Source organism: Mesobacterium pallidum (assembly GCF_019966535.1).
GTDB lineage: Bacteria > Pseudomonadota > Alphaproteobacteria > Rhodobacterales > Rhodobacteraceae > Mesobacterium > Mesobacterium pallidum.
In genome coordinates this window covers 1-13,860 of record NZ_JAIMID010000015.1, presented here as the reverse complement: position 1 = coordinate 13,860, position 13,860 = coordinate 1, and the positions used below count along the sequence as shown (strand labels likewise).

Annotated in this window: 14 protein-coding genes; 2 read left to right on the top strand and 12 right to left on the bottom strand. The window is 67.8% G+C overall.

Annotation, left to right across the window (positions count from 1 at the left end; translation table 11 throughout):
- Positions 1 to 8: 8 nt before the first annotated feature.
- Complete coding sequence (locus MF270_RS19450; protein ID WP_238367446.1) at positions 9 to 893, top strand: phytanoyl-CoA dioxygenase family protein; 885 nt, start codon at positions 9 to 11, stop codon at positions 891 to 893.
- A gap of 13 nt (positions 894 to 906) precedes the next feature.
- On the opposite strand, the gene MF270_RS19445 is transcribed toward MF270_RS19450, so the two are convergent.
- The 12 genes from MF270_RS19445 to MF270_RS19395 form a co-directional block, all read right to left on the bottom strand.
- Positions 907 to 1,683, bottom strand: a complete 777-nt coding sequence (locus tag MF270_RS19445; RefSeq protein WP_238367445.1) for a transglutaminase-like domain-containing protein — start codon at positions 1,681 to 1,683, stop codon at positions 907 to 909.
- A 105-nt stretch (positions 1,684 to 1,788) separates the two neighbouring features.
- Positions 1,789 to 1,944, bottom strand: a complete 156-nt coding sequence (locus MF270_RS19440; protein WP_238367444.1) for a hypothetical protein — start codon at positions 1,942 to 1,944, stop codon at positions 1,789 to 1,791.
- 164 nt (positions 1,945 to 2,108) lie between these two features.
- A complete protein-coding gene (locus MF270_RS28245) occupies positions 2,109 to 2,243 on the bottom strand; it encodes a hypothetical protein (RefSeq protein WP_272490823.1) in 135 nt (44 codons plus the stop codon).
- 25 nt (positions 2,244 to 2,268) lie between these two features.
- The gene (locus MF270_RS19435) at positions 2,269 to 4,440 is read right to left on the bottom strand and encodes a cytochrome P450 (protein WP_238367443.1); all 2,172 of its coding nucleotides are present in this window, start codon (positions 4,438 to 4,440) and stop codon (positions 2,269 to 2,271) included.
- A gap of 13 nt (positions 4,441 to 4,453) precedes the next feature.
- On the bottom strand, positions 4,454 to 5,632 hold the full coding sequence (locus tag MF270_RS19430; RefSeq protein WP_238367442.1) for a cytochrome P450: 1,179 nt from the start codon (positions 5,630 to 5,632) through the stop codon (positions 4,454 to 4,456).
- Positions 5,629 to 6,834 carry a cytochrome P450 gene (locus MF270_RS19425; protein WP_238367441.1) on the bottom strand — a complete coding sequence of 402 codons (1,206 nt, stop codon included), beginning with the start codon at positions 6,832 to 6,834 and terminating at the stop codon, positions 5,629 to 5,631. The genes MF270_RS19430 and MF270_RS19425 overlap by 4 nt, the downstream gene beginning before the upstream one ends.
- Positions 6,807 to 8,084, bottom strand: a complete 1,278-nt coding sequence (locus tag MF270_RS19420; protein WP_238367440.1) for a TRAP transporter large permease — start codon at positions 8,082 to 8,084, stop codon at positions 6,807 to 6,809. Before MF270_RS19420 ends, MF270_RS19425 begins: the two co-directional genes overlap by 28 nt.
- 5 nt (positions 8,085 to 8,089) lie before the next feature.
- Entirely contained in the window at positions 8,090 to 8,605 is a 516-nt protein-coding gene (locus MF270_RS19415; protein ID WP_238367439.1) for a TRAP transporter small permease, read from the bottom strand.
- Between the two features lie 57 nt (positions 8,606 to 8,662).
- The gene (dctP, locus tag MF270_RS19410) at positions 8,663 to 9,673 is read right to left on the bottom strand and encodes a TRAP transporter substrate-binding protein DctP (protein ID WP_238367438.1); all 1,011 of its coding nucleotides are present in this window, start codon (positions 9,671 to 9,673) and stop codon (positions 8,663 to 8,665) included.
- Between the two features lie 24 nt (positions 9,674 to 9,697).
- Entirely contained in the window at positions 9,698 to 10,846 is a 1,149-nt protein-coding gene (locus tag MF270_RS19405) for a CaiB/BaiF CoA transferase family protein (protein ID WP_238367437.1), read from the bottom strand.
- Positions 10,847 to 10,905: 59 nt separating this feature from the next.
- Positions 10,906 to 12,168, bottom strand: a complete 1,263-nt coding sequence (locus MF270_RS19400) for a 2-hydroxyacyl-CoA dehydratase family protein (protein ID WP_238367436.1) — start codon at positions 12,166 to 12,168, stop codon at positions 10,906 to 10,908.
- On the bottom strand, positions 12,165 to 13,115 hold the full coding sequence (locus MF270_RS19395) for a hypothetical protein (RefSeq protein ID WP_238367435.1): 951 nt from the start codon (positions 13,113 to 13,115) through the stop codon (positions 12,165 to 12,167). The genes MF270_RS19400 and MF270_RS19395 overlap by 4 nt, the downstream gene beginning before the upstream one ends.
- 108 nt (positions 13,116 to 13,223) lie before the next feature.
- Between MF270_RS19395 and MF270_RS19390 the strand changes: the two genes are divergently transcribed.
- A complete protein-coding gene (locus MF270_RS19390) occupies positions 13,224 to 13,721 on the top strand; it encodes a MarR family winged helix-turn-helix transcriptional regulator (protein WP_238367434.1) in 498 nt (165 codons plus the stop codon).
- Positions 13,722 to 13,860: the final 139 nt, after the last annotated feature.

The following is a 13,860-nucleotide window of genomic DNA, read 5'->3' as shown; positions in this document are numbered from 1 at the left end:
AACCCACAATGGCACGCATCGACGACGCCCAACTGGCCGACGCCATCGAGGAATTCGAGCGGGACGGCGCGACCGTCCTGCGGGGGGTGGTCGACCTTGAGCTGCTGGATCGGCTGGGCACCGCCATCGACCGGATGATGGCCGAAGGCACCTCGGGCCATGACCGCAAGACCGGCGGGGGGCGGTTCTTTGGCGATGTCTACACCTCGGCCTACGACCCCGAGTTCCGGCACTTCGTCGACACCGTGGGCCTGGCCGGGATCGCGGGCGAGTTGATGCGGACCAACGCGGTGCGGTTCTTTTACGACCAGCTGCTGGTCAAGGAACCGGGCACCGACGCGCGCACGCCCTGGCACCAGGACCGGTCCTATTGGCCGGTGACGGGCGACCAGATCCTGACCACCTGGATCCCGATCGACGCGGCCGGCCCGGACAACGGCGTCGTGTCCTACGTGCGCGGGTCTCACAAGTGGGACCGGTTCTTTCCGGCGCAATCCTTCGGCAGCCCGAACGGCAGCAGCCTGGCCGATGCGCAGGCCGAGAACACGGTCTACGACGATCCGGACGGGCCGGGCCTCAGGACCCTGTCGGACGTGCATCGCCACCCCGAGAACTATTCCTATGCCACATGGGAGGTCGCGCCGGGCGACATCATCATCCACCACCCGATGACCGTGCACGGCGCCGCCGGCAACGCGTCGAACAATCGCCGACGGCGGGCCATCGCGCTGCGCTGGCTGGGCGAGGAGGCCTATTGGGACGACACGCGCCCCCATGTCTTCAGGCGTTACAAGGACGACCCGCGCTTTCCCTACCCATCGCTCGCGCAGGGCGAGCGGATGGTCGACCCGGCCTATCCGCTGATGTGGGAACGCACGACGGCCTCGGCCTGACGGCTGCGCCGGGTCACAGCCGGCGCACGTTGACCGAGAGCGAGAGCATGGTGGCCATGTCCTCGCTCTCCATGAAGGCGATGTCATAGGCGTCGCGGCCGACGGCGATGATCGCCATGCCATCCGCGCCGCACATGCCCGTGGCGTCCACGAGATGCCAGGCGCCATCGAGCCAGACCTCGGTCACCGCATGGAAATCCTGCGGGGTCACGTCGGGGCCATAGGCGGCAACCATGCGGGCCGGGATCTGCGCCGCGCGGACCATGGCGCACATCAGGTGGGCATAATCGCGGCAGACCCCCTGCCGGCCTGCGAAGGTTTCCAGCACGTTGGTGTCCGCGTCCGAGCTGCCGGGCACGTAGCTGAGGTTCGTCTCGATCCAGTCGCGGATGGCGGCGACCTTGGGCCCGCCCGACAGGTGGCCGAACCGCTTGGCCACGAAACTCACGAACTTGTCCGACTGGCAGTAGCGCGAGGGGCGCAGGTAGGGCGCCGCCTCGGCCGGGATGGCGTGCAGCGGGGCGGCGCCCAGCCGCTCCAGCGCGACGGGCGGGCGGGTGATGTCGACCGTGGCGGTGTAGGTCATGCCGAAGGTGGTGTCCGGCACCTGCGCCCAGATCCGCTGGCCGACGCCGTCGTCGCCCGCGATCCGCGTGATCTGCGCCATGCCAAGGTCGATCCATTGCGATTCGATGGACTGACCCGGGACAAACGCCGCCTCGACCGCCAGGAACACGGTGTTCGGGCGGTTGAAGGCATACTGCATGGCAAGATCGATCTGGATGCGCATCCTGACTCCGGTCGGGAAAAGGGGTGCGGCGGCCACGGGGGCCGCCGTCTTTGCCCGCGGTACAGGCTCTGCCCGCGCGGTTCAACCGGTTGCTGCGCGCCCCCGTCAGAGGGTCTTGCGCGTGACCGTCCAGACCGGATCGGTGCCAAGCCCGCAATCGGGGCACGTGAACGTCGCCACCGCCGCCGCATCGTCATACAGCGCACAAGCCAGCCAGTCGGCGGCGATGTTGGCAAAGCGCCCGCCGCCTTTGTGGGCCAAGGTCCCCAGGTGCCCGGTCTGGATGTTCGCCTAGACCAAGGGCGCCCCGTCGATGATCTGCGCGTCGCATTCGGCGTTCGGGTGGGCGATGTCCGAGGGCCCGCCGCCGATAGCGCCGGGGACGAAAATGATGAACGCAGGCAGGTCCGCGTTTTCGGCCGGGGTCACCGGGTCGGGGACGGGGACGGCCGGAAATGCCCCGGGCGCGTCCTCGGGAAGCGGCTGGCGGCATCCTGCGCCGATGCGGTCAGCGGCAGGGCCGTCAGCAACGCCGCACCGATCGCGAAGCGGACGGTCATTCCGACATCTCCCGTCGGGGCATGGTCAGCGATTCAGCACCAGACGCCCGGTCTTGGACTTGGACACGCAGGGCATCATCTGGTCGTTCCGCGCGCGCTCTTCCTCGCTCAGCACGGAATCGCGGTGATCGGGCTCGCCCTCGAGCACTTCGCAGCGGCAGGACCCGCAGGTGCCCTCGAAGCACGAGGTCGGGATGGCCACCCCGGCCTCGGCGCAGGCGTCGATGATGGACTGGCCGGGCACGACCTCGATTTCCTTGTCGGACCTGGCGAGGTAGACGGTGAAGGCCTCGAGCGCGCCTTCGCCCGCCTGCCGCGCGCCGGGCTTGGGCGCGAACCATTCGGTGTGGAAGGGTCGGCCCAGCGCCTTGCAGGTCTCTTCGGTCGCGGCCAGGAAATCGGTCGAACCGCAGGCATAGACCTCGGCCCCGTCGCTTTGCGCCAGCAGCGCGGCAAGGTCCGGGCGGCCGGTTTCCGAGGTCAGATGGACGCGGACGTTATCCTGTCCCTCGAGGTCCGCAAGGTAGGCCAGCGTCTCGCGGCGCCGCCCGACGTAGTCAAGCTGCCAGGGCCGGCCCGCCACCTTTGCCGCGCGGATCATCGGCAGCATGGGCGTGATGCCGATGCCGCTGGCGACGAAGTGATAGGCGGGCGCGTCGCGCAGCGGGAAGTTGTTGCGCGGGGCGCGGACGACGATACGGTCGCCAGCCTCGAGCCGATGGATCGCGACCGAGCCGCCGCGGCTTTTCTCGTCGCGCAGCACGGCGATGCGCCAGGCATCGCGATCGGCCGGGTCGCCTGCCAGGGAATACGACCGGGCGAAACCGCCGATCACCACGTCGATATGGGCACCGGCCTGCCAGTCGGGCAGCGGGGCGCCGTCGACGGGGGTCAGCGACAATTCCACCACCTGTTCGGCCACATGTGTCACGGCCGAGACGCTCATCAGCCGCTCGCCTTCGGCCAGCACGACATCGTCGGGCGCGACGGCGGTGCGGGGGGTGAAGGCGACGTCCAGCTTCGACGGGCCAAGGTGCGGATAGGTCGCGCCCTCGTCCGCGCCGCAAAGCGAGAAATCCTCGGTCAGGGCCAGCAGCTCCTCGAGCGCGATGCGCAGCTCGGCCCGGGCGATGGGCGCGCCGAGACAGGTGTGGATGCCGTGACCGAATGCGTAATGCGGGTTCGGCTGGCGGTCGATGACGCAGTCGTCCGGCCGGTCCCAATGGTCCGCGTCGCGGTTGGCCGAATGCCACATCAGCAGCAGCTTGCCGCCCTCGGGGATCGTGCGCCCGCTGACGGTCACGTCGCGCGAGGCGGTGCGGCCCAGCGCCCGGGCGGGCGTCCAGAGACGCAGGATTTCCTCGATGGCCGGGGCAATCAGCGCGGGATTTTCGCGGACGCGGCGCTGGTCCTCGGGGTGGCTGGCAAAGTAGCGGATCACACTGCCGATGCCATTGGTCGTGGTGCCGTGGCCTGCCTGCAGGAACAGGCGCAGCACCGCCGCGATCTCGTCGTGGTCCAGCCGCCGTCCGCCCACCTCTTCGTGGATCAGCGCGCTGACCACGTCATCGGGGTCGTAGGGCGTCTTGCGCCGCGCGTCGATCACCTTGTCGACATAGGCATAGGCCTGATCGTTCACCGCCTTGTGCAGCGCCTTGTCGCCGGACATGGCGGCCTTGAGGGCGCGGTTCGCCATGTCCTTGATATTGGCGGCATCCTCGACCGAGATGCCCAGGAAGATGCACAGCACCTGCGCGGGCATTGGAAAGGTCAGGCGGCTGACCACCTCGGCCTCGCCATCGGCGATGCAGGCGCCCAGCAGTTCGCGCGCGGTGCGGCGGATTGCCGGCTCGATCCGCTTGATCCGCGCCGGCGTGAAGAAACGGTTGAGCAGCGTGCGATAGGCCGTATGCAGCGGCGGGTCCGTCTCGAGCGGCGGGCGCGGCGGACGGTCGGGGCCCACAGTGTCGGGGATCGTCACCTTGCGGCCGCTGACAAAGGTCGCCGTGTCCTCGGCCGCCGCGATCACGTCGTCATGCTTGAGAAGCGTCCAGAAGCCGCCGAAATGATCCGTGTAGGCCACCGGGCATTCGGCCCGCAGCCGGGCGTGGACACAGACCGGGTCGGCGTTGTTCTCGGGCGACAGCGGGTCCCAGTCGACGGTGCGGTCGATCCCCGGGCGGGTCTCTGTGGTCATGGGAGCCTCCGGGTCAGGGGGTTTCGAGGGTGAAGGACACGCTGAGCGGGCCATACTCGGGCCAGTTCGTCATCTCGATCTCGCCGACCTGGGTCAGCCGAGTGGTCTTGGCGGTGAGCTGGCGCAGCGTCTCGCGCAGCAGCACCCGGGCCAGCGGCGCGCCGGGGCACATATGCGGTCCGCGGCCAAAGGTCAGCAGGTCGCGCGCCTTGCGGTCCAGCCGGTAGGTGTCAGGGTCCTCGAACACCTCGGCGTCACGGTTGGCCGAGGTGAAGACGATGGCCACCGGGTCGCCCTTGGAGATCGGGCAGCCGCCGATCTTGGTGTCCTCGCGGGCCGTGCGGGCAAAGCCGCGATAAGGCGTGTAGAGGCGCAGAAGCTCTTCCAGCGCGTCGGGCACCAGCGCGGGGTTCGCGGCCAGCTCGGCGTGATGTTCGGGGTGGCGGGCCAGGTGCACGGCCATCGACCCGATGAAGGTCGTGGGCGCGATGATCCCCACCAGCAGGAACTGCCGCAGCGCCCCGAGGATCAGGTCATCGGCCAGCGGCTGCCCGTCCACGCGCACGGCCAGCAGGCTGGCGGTCGGGTCGGTGTCGGGGTCGCGCGGGTTGGCGTGGCGGTCGGCGATCAGGTCGGCGGCGATGTCGTAAAGCTCGTCCGACTTGGCGCGCAGCAGGTCGAAATCCTGCCGTTGCAGGGCCATGTTGAACTCGGCCCCGACGGCGCGGATCAGCTCGGCCTTGTCGGGCGAGAGGTTGAAGAACTCGGCAAGCAGCGCGATGGGCAAGAGGAACGAGAAATCCTTGCAGATGTCGCCACCGCCCTGCGCGATCCACGGATCGAGAAAGCGGGCCACCATGGGCACCAGCCGCTCCTCCCATTCCTCCAGCCGCTGTGGCGTCAGAAACCGCTGGATGGCGTTGCGATAGGGCGTGTTGTGCGGCGGGTCGAGGTGCAGCGGGGGCCGCCGCTGGGTCGTCGCCACACGCGGCACGACGTTCTGCACGGTGGTGGTGAACATCTGCCAGTTCTCGAGCACTTCGCGGGCATCGGCATGTTTCGTCACCGCCCAGAAGCCGCCCATCTCGTCGGCCCAGGCGACGGGGCAATGGCTGCGCAGCTCGGCAAAAAGCTTGTGCGGGCTGTCGAAATCCTCGGTCTCCGGGACTTTGAAATCGGCCTTGTGGGTCATCGGTCGCCTCGCATGTCAAGCGTCAGGGTGTTGATGCCGAACTCGGTCCAGCGGCCCCAGGTCGGGGTGCCGACGACCTTCAGGCCCGGCTGGGCGATCAACGCGTCGGTCATCACCTCGACCTGCATCTTGGCCATGGCCTGGCCCATGCACATATGCGCGCCGGTGCCAAAGGTGATGTGGCGGTTCGGGCTGCGGCGCGGATCGAAGGTCTCGGGATTGTCGAAGACGCGCGGATCGCGGTTGGCCGCGCCGTAGTTCATCGCCACCGGCACGCCCTTGGGGATGAAGGTGCCGTTCAGCACCGTGTCCTTTGTCGTCACGCGCGCAAGGCTTTGGTTCGCGGGGTAAAAGCGCAGGATCTCGTCGCGGAAGGTCGCGTGCACCGACGGGTCATCGCGCAGCAGCGCTACGTGATCGGGGTTGGTGGCCAAGTGCCAGGCCAGCGAATTCATCAGGCAGCGCGAGGCGATATGCCCGCCGACCAGCAGAAGGCGCACCATCCCCGCCAGCTCGCGTTCGTCGAAGGGTTCGCCCTTGAGCGGCTGCGACATGATCGACGACAGCATGTCGCTTTCGGGGTCGCGCGGGTCAGCCATGCGGCTGGCGACGAGGTCGATGGCGAATTGATCGACCCCCTTGGACATGCGCGCGGCGGTGCCCATGTCGCGGGTCTGGATCGCGTGCACGTAGGTGGCCGAAAGCCGCCCGATCTCGAGCGCCTCGGCCGTGTCGAAGCCCACGAGAACCCCCAGAGACCCCTGGCTCATCGGCTCGCCAATCTCCTCGGGGAAGTTCACCGCCGCCGCGTCCCTGGCCTTGGCGGTGTCGATCAGGTCATTGGCCAGCGCGCGCAGTCCCGGCAGAAACGTGCGGATCTTGTTCGACTTGAACGACGGGTTCATCGCCTTGCGGTAGCGCTCGCTTTCCGGCGGGTCCTTTTGCAGCGGCAGGCGCGGCAGGCCCAGCTTGGGCGAGGCGGGAACGATGCTCAGCTTGGTGGCGGTGAAGGTCTCGGGGTCCTTTTCCACCGTCACGATGTCGTCGTAGCGCATCACGGTAAAGAACCCGCCCCACTTGTCGCTATACGCCACCGGATGGCTTTCGCGCAGGTCGCGCCAGACGTCCGGGTAGGTGTCGATGGTTTGCGGGTCATGGGGATCCCAGACCGAGATCAGTTCATCAATCTGTTCGGCAGCCATAGGGTGATCTCCGGTACGTAGGTGACGAGGATGAGGAAGCAGGCCATGATGATCACGAAGGGGATCATGCCGCGCACGGCCTCGGACATGGGCGCCCGGGCGATCGACGACAGGACGAACAGGTTCAGCCCGATCGGCGGGGTGAGGAATGCGATCTCCATGTTCACGATCAGCACGATGCCGAAATGCACCGGGTCGATCCCGAGCGGGCCGAGGACCGGCAGCACGATCGGCGTGACGATCAGCATGACCGCGATGGCATCGAGGAACATGCCGAGGATCAGCATCATGACGTTGAGCGCCAGCAGGAACTGCCAGGGCTTGAGATCGGCCGCGGTGGCAAACTCGACCAGCGCCGTGGGCACGCCCGAGCCGGTGATCCAGTGCGCGAAGAGCAGCGCGAACATGACGATGAACGACACGCCCGAGGCGGCCTTCATCCCCTCGGCCGTCATCGACAGCAGGTCGCGCATCCGCACCTCCTTGTAGACGAAGACCGAGATCAGCAGGGCCGCGATGGCGGCAACGCCCGCGCTTTCGGTGACGGTGGTGTAGCCCGAGTAGATGCCGACGAAGACGAACAGCGGGATCGCCACGGCCGGCAGGGCGCGCAGGTTCTTGGCGATGAACTCCTCGCGCGTGGCGCGGGTGCCCGAGGCATAGCCCTTGCGGCGCGAGTAGAACATGACCCAGGCGCCCAGCAGCAGGGCCTGGATCAGGCCCGGCACGACGCCGGCGATAAAGAGGCGGGGCACCGATTCCTCGGCGATCAGGCCGTAAAGGATCATCGACAGCGAGGGCGGGATCAGGATGCCCATGGTGCCCGAGGCGCCGACGAGGCCCAGCGCGAAGGGCCGGTCGTAATTGCGCGCCACCATGGCCGGGATCAGGAAGGTGCCCATCGCCATGGCGGTCACGACCGACGAGCCCGAGATCGCGGCAAAAAGCGTCGTGGCCAGCACCGCGACAAGGCCAAGGCCACCGCGGAAATGACCGACCCAGGTTTCGGCGGCGTCGATGATGATGCGGGCGATCCCGCCCTTCTGCATGAAGGTCGCCGCCAGCACGAAGAACGGCACGGCCAGGAAGGTGGGCGAGTTCAGACCCGAGACGGTATGGGCGGCGGCATCCATGAGGGGGCGGCCCTCGATGGCGATCATGATCATCGCCGTGGCGCCAAGGGCGACGAAGATCGGCGCGCCCAGCGCCATGAGGACAAGCATCCCCGCAAGGCCGATAAAGGCGTCCATTTCGGTTATTCTCCCCGGTCCGGGATTTCGGATTGGTGCGAGAACGGACGCTGGCCATTCAGCAGCATCAACGTCACGCGGATGAGGATCAGCGCCATGCCGACCGGCAGGGCGAGAAAGACGGCAAAGCCCTGCGGCGTGCGCAGCGACGAGCCCGAGCGTTCGTCGAGCAGGTTGGCGAATTCATAGGCCTGCCAGCCATAGACCAGGATCACGGCGCAGAACCCGATGGACAGGATCGTCATGGCCCAGGCCATGATCTTGCGCGTGCCCGGCGACAGCATCTGCACGAAGACCTCGGTCTGCAGGTGACGGTTGTCCTGCACGATGGCGGCGCCGGCAAGGACCGTGGCCCAGATGATGAAGTAGATCGAGACCTCGGTGGCCCAGTCGATCGCGTTCGTGGGCGAGACCAGCCGCAGCGCCCCGCCAAAGAGGAAGATCGCCAGCGCGATGAGAAGGAGCACGCCGATGAGAATGGTCTCGAGGCGAGACCATATCGAGAGGATACGGGTTATCATGGGGAGACCTGTGGGTGGCGCTGCCCCGCCAGACCCGGCGGGGCAGCGGGACTGGCATCACATGTTGCCGTCAAGCGCGGCAGAGACGCGCGCGATGAAATCGGGATCGACGCCGGAATCCTCGATGATCTGGTCCTGGACGGCCATCATCGCCTCGCGCTGCGCGGCCACGTCGGCCGGGTCGGCATCGACCACGGTCACGCCGTTGTCGGCCAGCACGCTACGGGCCTCCATCAGCTCTTGATGGGCATGATCGCCGGCCCAGACCACGACCTCGGCCCAGGTGTCACGGATGATCGCCTGCTGCGCGTCGGTCAGCTTGTCCATGCTGCGCTGCGACACGACCGGCATGTAGAAGCCCCAGCCGGAATTGTCGGCGTAGATGTGCTTGATGCCCGGCTCCCACAGCTTGCCGCCGGTGATCGTCAGCTCGGTCACGGCGGCCAGCCCGTCCAGCTGCCCCTGCGACAGCATCAGCGGGATCTCGGACCGGCGCGCGGCCTGCGGCGCGGCGCCCATCGATTTCATCAGCGTCACCAACACCGGGGACGGCGGCGTGGCCAGCTTGAGCCCGGCCATGTCGGCGTAACTGTTGATCGGCTTGTCGACCGTGAAGGCCGAATGCGACGGGGCGAAAAGGAAGGCCGGTCCGGGCACGTTGATGCCCTTCTTGGCCAGCATCGCGCCCAGCTCTTCGCCGATCTCGCTTGACAGGATCTTGTCGGCCTCTTCGGCCGAGCGGCCGAAGAACACCGGCAGCGTCGAGAAGGACAGGTTCGGCTCGAACTGGCTCATGGTCACGTTGGCCTGGATCGACATGTCCAGCGCGCCCGAGGCGAGCGCCCGGATCGCGTCGGCCGACTTGTAGAGCTGCGCGGCCGGGAACACCTCGACGGTGATGTCCCCGCCCGAGGCTTCCTCGATCGCCTCGGCCCAGCGTTCGGCGGCAAGGTTGCGCACGTGGCCCGGCGGGGTTTCCACCGACAGGCGCAATTCGATCGCAAGGGCGGCCGTTGCGGCGCCCGCAAAAAGGGCCGCGAGGGCCGTGGTCTTGATGAAATCCTTCATGTTTCTCCTCCCTGAAGGTCCGTGTCAGCCCCGGGCTGCAATCCCGGGTGCGGTCGTTATCCTGTCCGTGTCGGCGCCGAGGCGCGGCGCGCCGCGACCGGTGCCGGGGCTGCCGGTCTCCAGCCGGAAGCCCGCGTTCAGCACCCGCTCGCCGTCGATCTCCAGGATGAGATCGCGGTCGGCAAGATGCGGCATCGCGATGGCCTCGCCGATGTCCATGACCCGCGCGGCCGACAGGCCCGCGTCACGGAACGCGGTCTCCCATTCCACGGCATCGCGGGTGGCGAAGGCGGCGGCCAGTGCGTCGCGCATGGCATCGGCGTTGGTCAGCCGGTCGATGCGGGTGGCAAAGCGCGGGTCGTCCAGCAACGCGCTGACACCCAGCACCGCCAGCATCTTTGCGACATGGTGATCCTCGACCGCGCCGACGGTCAGCTCGCCCGTCTTGCAGGCGAACGTGTCGGCGGTCGGCGCGCGGCTGAACCCGCGGTTGCCGGTGCGCCGGTGCTCTTGCCCGACCATCAAGAGCGGGTTGATGACCGACGACAGCATGACCATCGTCGCGTCCAGCATGGCCACGTCGACGTTCTGGCTGTCGACCAGCCCGCGTTCCTTCTGCACCACGGCCGTCTGGATCGCGAAGGCGGCCAGCAGCCCGGTGTAGGTGTCCACGACGGGAAAACCGATGCGCATGGGCGGGTCGCCCTCTTCGCCCGACAGCCGCATGAGGCCGGACATGCTTTGCACGATCTGGTCGATGGCGGCGACGTTGCGCATCTCGCCCGTCTGGCCGAAGCCCGAGACCGAGCAGTAGATGATGCGCGGGTTCAGCGCCCTGGCGGCCTCGTAGCCCAGCCCGAGGCGGTCCATCACGCCGGGGCGGAAGTTCTCGACCACGATGTCGGCCTCGGCGATCAGGCGCTTGGCGGCGGCCAGCCCTTCGTCGGACTTGAGGTCCAGCGACACGCTTTCCTTGCCGATGTTGATGCCGCGAAAGGCCGGGGCCATGCCCCACTCGTCCCGGTTCGGAGAGTAATTGCGCAGCAGGTCCCCGGTCGGCGTCTCGACCTTGATGACCCGCGCGCCGTTCAGGGCCAGGAAATGCGTCGCCAGGGGGCCGGCCACGACATGGCTGAAATCGACGACGGTGTAACCTGTCAGCGCGCGCGCCATGTCCTGTGCCTCCCTAATATGTATCTTTGTGAACTATTATCGAGCTGTCAACAAGCTTGTCACGCGTCCAGCACTTTCCGGATGCCATCCGTCACGGCGGACTTGGCGGCCGGGCCGTCCCACTTGCGCGCATCGACCATGTCGGCATGGATCTCGACCACCTCGACGCCCGCCGCGCGCAGGTCCTCGGTGATGAAATTGGTGCAGTAGCCCGAGGGGCGATCGGCCTCGGGCACCAGCACCACGGCCAGGTCGATGCGGTAGTCGCGGGCCTGTTTCACCAGCCATTCGTTGGCCCAGGGCGCCTGGTGCAGCTGTTCGTTCATGGTCACGACCCGGGCCGCGAGGGCGCGCAGGTAATCGCCCTTGCTGCGTCGGATGTAGCCGTCGGCGGCAAAGGGCAGGTACATGGACCAGGCGAAGACGGCGCCGAACTCTTCCTCGAAGGCGGTGTAGAATTTCGTGTCGAACCACAGGCCCGCGCCAATCCACATCATGCGCACGCGCTCGTTTTCCACCACCGCGCCGCCCTGGGCGATTCGGTCCGCCACCGCGTCGCGGAAGCGTTCCGCATGGGCGACGGCCCAGTCCGAGCCGCGGTGCCATTGCGGGATCATCACGTTGGGGATCTGCTCTCCGATCCGCACCGGCATCCGCTCGGCCGCGGCGATCATCTGGCTGGCCTCTTCGAAGATCAGCTCCTGCTGTTCGATCCGCTCCATGTAAGCGCCGAAGCCATCGCGGTCGAAGGCACGGCCGGTGATCCCCTCGACCTGCGCAATCAGCTCTTCGATCTGCGCCTGCATGAGGTCGAGCCGGGCGGTGCCGTAGAGCGCCTCCCAATCGTCGCGGGCCCGTTCCCACCAGCGCGGCAGGTTCTCGGCCGGGGCCGGCGCATGTAACAGGGCAAGCGGCGCCCCCGCCTTGTCGGCGTAAAGCTGGAACAGCCGCTGCTGGTCGTCGGAACTTTGCCGCGCACACAAGATCGCCGGGTCAGGCAGCCCGCCCCAGGGCTGCTTGCCGGGGTCGCCGTCGAGGGCCGAGATCACCCCCATGGCGGAGTACTTGGCAAGGCTGTCGTGGAACCCCATCTCGGCCCCGCGATCCAGCGTCCAGGTCGACAGCTGCTTGGCGGCGATGACCGAGGACCACCACTGGTTCACGACGACGGGCATGTCCATCGCGTGAAAGATCTCGTGCGGGGTGTCCGCGTTGACAAAGGCGAACTTGGCCCCGCCGGCGATCTGCGCCCGCAGGGACTTGGCCCAGTCGCGCTGATGCGCCATCGCCTCGGCCGAGATGGGCAGCGGCTGGTAGGTCATGCGACGGCCTCCCCGAGGGTCAGCGCGGCGATATCCGCCGCCGTTGGCCAGCGTGGCAGGGCGCCAAGGTCGGTCCAGCCGATGCCTCTGGCGGCGCAAAGGTCCCGGACCTGCGGGGCGAGCCAGCCCCAGAGGTCGTCGTTCGGATCGCGCTGCCAGATCACGCGGTCGATCTGGTGGGTCTTGAGCGCCTCGGCGAGGGCCGGGACAAAGACCGCCTTCGGCTGGCGCGCGGCAAAGGGGTTGGCGGCCTGGGCGGACAGGGCCGCATCCAGTGTCACGCCCCGCGCCGCATGGGCCTGGTCCAGCGCCTGCTGGTCCAGCGCCAGCGTGCCGATCCGGTCCAACGCGGCATGCAGCGCGGCATTGCCAAGCGGCGCGCCCAGAATCGCAAGCCGAGGGCCGGCCGTCGGTGCATCCGCCACGTCCACCACCCCGCCCGCGGCCAGTCGCGCCCGCGCGTCGAAGGCAGCGGCGCCAGTTATCTGCCCTGCCGACTGGCGCGCCAGCAGGTCGTCGAGCTGTGGCGACAGCGGGCGCGCCGCGCCCGCTTGCCAACCAAGACCGGTCAGCGTCCGGGTCAGCCGGTCCAGTTCGGCCCGGTTGAAGCGGCCCGCCGCCGGGTCATCGGCCGGCAGGATGTTCAGCATGATCGCATTGGGCGCGGCGTTCGGCATGACCCCGCGCCGCGCCAGTTCATGCGCGTAGAGACAGGCGTGCATCGCCCCCGGGCTTTCCCGCAGGAACAGGATCGCGGCGAACTCATCCAGCGCGCCCGCGGCCATCCCGCGCAGCACCGAGGTCGCGAAGGGGTCCATGAAGGGTTCGATGTAGCGGTCGGCCGCCGTTCCCGCCGGCGCCTCGCACAGCGTCACGTCATGGGCCGTCACTCCGATCGCCCCGAGCACGCCAATCGGCGCCCCGTGGCCGAATATCGCTATCCGCACGCTTGTCCTCCCTCTCTCATTCGTTCACTAAGTGAACTGAATTCGCAGGTCAAGGCTTGCATTCGCCCACGGTTTCGGTGGACGTTGGCCGAAAGGGGAGGAAAGGACGTGTCCGACAGCCATCAGACCGGGAAGACCCGGATCATCCTTGGTCCGCTGGTGTCGGACCTGCCGTTCATGGTGCGGAACCTGAACGCGATGCTGCGGTCCTTCGGGGCGGCGATCCGGGGGCCCCTGTCGCTGGAATCGGGGTCCATCGGCATCCTCAGCCTGGTCTGGGTGAACCCCGGCATCTCGCAGAACGACCTGGCCGAGAACCTGGCGATGAAGAAATCCGCCATCGCCAAGCTGGTCAAATCGCTCGAGGCGCAGGGGCTGATCGAACGCCAGCGGGTGTCGGGCGACCGTCGCATGAACTCGATCACGCTGACCTCGGACGGGCACAAGATGGTGGCGTCGATCCGCGAGCTGTCGGTGCCACTGAACCAGGCGCTGCTGGACGGGATCGCCGAGGAAGAGCGCGAGGTGTTCTTCCGCGTCCTCGGCAAGCTGCATGCCGGGTTGGCCGAGCGCGTGTCGATGCACGCGCCCGGCGCGCTGGACTGACCTTCAGCCTAGGCGATCTCGACGATCTCAAGGTCGGAGAACACCAGGTCGGCGACCCCCTCGAACAGCACCGTGCCGTGAAGATGCGTGACCAGGCTGTCGCCGTCGCCCACCCGCGTGATGCCGATGTCGGCGACGC